Raw genomic sequence first — 2,085 nt, 5'->3', positions numbered from 1 at the left:
TTCGCGTTCATCTCCAACGATGCCGGCCCGACCGGCCGCCTCGCGATCGACGCCCTGGCCGCCAGGCTGCGCACCTGCGGATGCGTGACATGACCGGCTCCACCGAGCTGACCGTCGGGCGCGCCATCGACTGGCGCTTCGCCGCCGACGTCGGCGAACGGCTGGCTCGCCCGGGCCCGCCGGCGACCGAATACACCCGCCGCAAGGTGATCGACGACCTGGCCACTGCGGCGAAGGCGGCCGAACCGCCAGTGCGCGAGGTCACCGGGCTGGAGATCGGTCGGCCGGTCCAGGACGCTCGTGTCGTCGATCGGCCGCAGTGGATTCGGGCTGCGGCGGAGTCGATGCGGGTGATGACCGGCGGAACCGACAAGCCGCGGGGCTTTTTCACCGGGCGGATTACCGGCGCGCAGACCGGCGCGGTGCTGGCGTTTGTCTCCTCGGGGATTTTGGGCCAGTACGACCCGTTCGCCGCGGGCGACGGGGGGTGCCTGCTGCTGGTGTACCCCAACGTCATCGCGGTCGAGCGCCAACTGCGGGTCGAGCCTTCCGACTTCCGGTTGTGGGTGTGTCTGCACGAGGTGACGCATCAGGTGCAGTTCACCGTCAACCCCTGGCTCTCCGGCTACATGTCGCAGGCGTTGGCGGTGCTGACCCGCGAAAGCGGTGAGGACGTCAACCAGGTGCTGGGCAGGCTCGCCGACTTCGTCCGCGGCCGCGGTGACGCCTCGCAAGCAAACCCGGTCGGCAACTCACCCGGCGTGCTGGGCCTGCTGCGTGCCGTGCAGTCGGAGCCGCAACGGCAGGCGCTGGACCAACTGCTGGTACTCGGCACCCTGCTGGAGGGCCACGCCGACCACGTAATGGACGCCGTCGGGCCGATGGTGGTGCCGTCGGTGGCGACTATCCGCAGCCGGTTCGACGAGCGTCGCCAGCGCAAGCAACCGCCCCTGCAACGGCTGCTGCGGGCGTTGCTGGGCATCGACACCAAGCTCAAGCAGTACACCCGCGGCAAAGCATTCGTCGACCATGTGGTTAGCAAGGTCGGCATGGAGCGGTTCAACACAATCTGGTCAGGTCCCGAAACGCTGCCGCTGCCCGCGGAGATCGAAAACCCGCAACGATGGATCGACAGAGTGCTATAGGGCAGCTCTCCGCGGCTGTCGAGGCGTTCGCCGACACCTACCTTGCCGGCACCGAGCGGTGGTGCGTCGGACTGTCCGGTGGGCCCGACTCGTTGGCGCTTACCGCGGTCGCGGCGAGGATGCGGCCCACCACCGCGCTGGTCGTCGACCACGGCCTGCAGGCCGGCTCCGCTGACGTCGCCGCGACCGCCCGCGACCAAGCTGCGGCGCTGGGATGTGTTGCGACGCAAGTCCTTTGCGTGCAGGTAGGCGCGGACGGCGGCCCGGAGGCGGCCGCCCGCAGCGCACGCTATCGGGCGTTGGACGCCGCCCGCGGGGACCAGCCGGTGCTGTTGGCGCACACCCTCGACGACCAGGCCGAAACCGTGCTGCTGGGATTGGGGCGCGGGTCGGGTGCCCGCTCGATCGCGGGAATGCGCCCGCACGACCCGCCGTGGTGCCGACCGCTGTTGGGTGTGCGGCGCGCCGTGACGCATGCCGCGTGCGACGAGTTGGGCCTGACCGCTTGGCAGGACCCGCACAACACCGATCGCCGGTTCACCCGCGCCCGGCTACGCCAAGAGGTGCTGCCGCTGCTGGAAGATGTCCTCGGCGGTGGCGTCGCCGAAGCGCTGGCGCGCACCGCGACGGCGTTGCGGGAAGACAGCGAGCTGATCGACACGCTTGCCGCGCAGGCGCTGACGGCCGCCGCACGGGGCGAGGGACTCGACACCGCGGCACTGGCGGCGCTGCCCGACCCGGTTCGGCGGCGGGTCATCCGCCGCTGGCTGATCGCAAGGGGCGCTATCGGGTTGACGGACAAGCAGATTCGCGGGATCGACACATTGGTCACTGCATGGCGGGGGCAGGGCGGGGTGGCAGTGGGGTCCACACTGCGCGGTCAACGGTTGGTGGCCGGCCGACGCAACGGGGTGCTGACGCTGCGACGCGAGCCGGTCTG

General features: G+C 70.6%; 2 protein-coding genes. Both read left to right on the top strand.

Going from position 1 to position 2,085, the window contains the following annotated elements:
* Positions 1-89: 89 nt before the first annotated feature.
* Entirely contained in the window at positions 90-1,145 is a 1,056-nt protein-coding gene (locus ACFE99_RS25275; protein WP_375489650.1) for a zinc-dependent metalloprotease, read from the top strand.
* Positions 1,124-2,085: tRNA lysidine(34) synthetase TilS (gene tilS / locus ACFE99_RS25270; protein WP_375489648.1), on the top strand; the 962-nt coding region annotated here is incomplete at its 3' end. The genes ACFE99_RS25275 and tilS, both read left to right, overlap by 22 nt.

The sequence above is a fragment of the uncultured Mycobacterium sp. genome (genome assembly GCF_964249325.1).
GTDB lineage: Bacteria > Actinomycetota > Actinomycetes > Mycobacteriales > Mycobacteriaceae > Mycobacterium.
The sequence above is the reverse complement of the archived record's forward strand: the minus strand, read 5'-3'. Positions and strand labels throughout refer to the sequence as shown.

Bases quoted from the DNA above. Each gene is read 5' to 3' on its own strand.
- ACFE99_RS25275 (WP_375489650.1), top strand. From the start codon at position 90: ATGACCGGCTCCACCGAGCTGACCGTCGGGCGCGCCATCGACTGGCGC.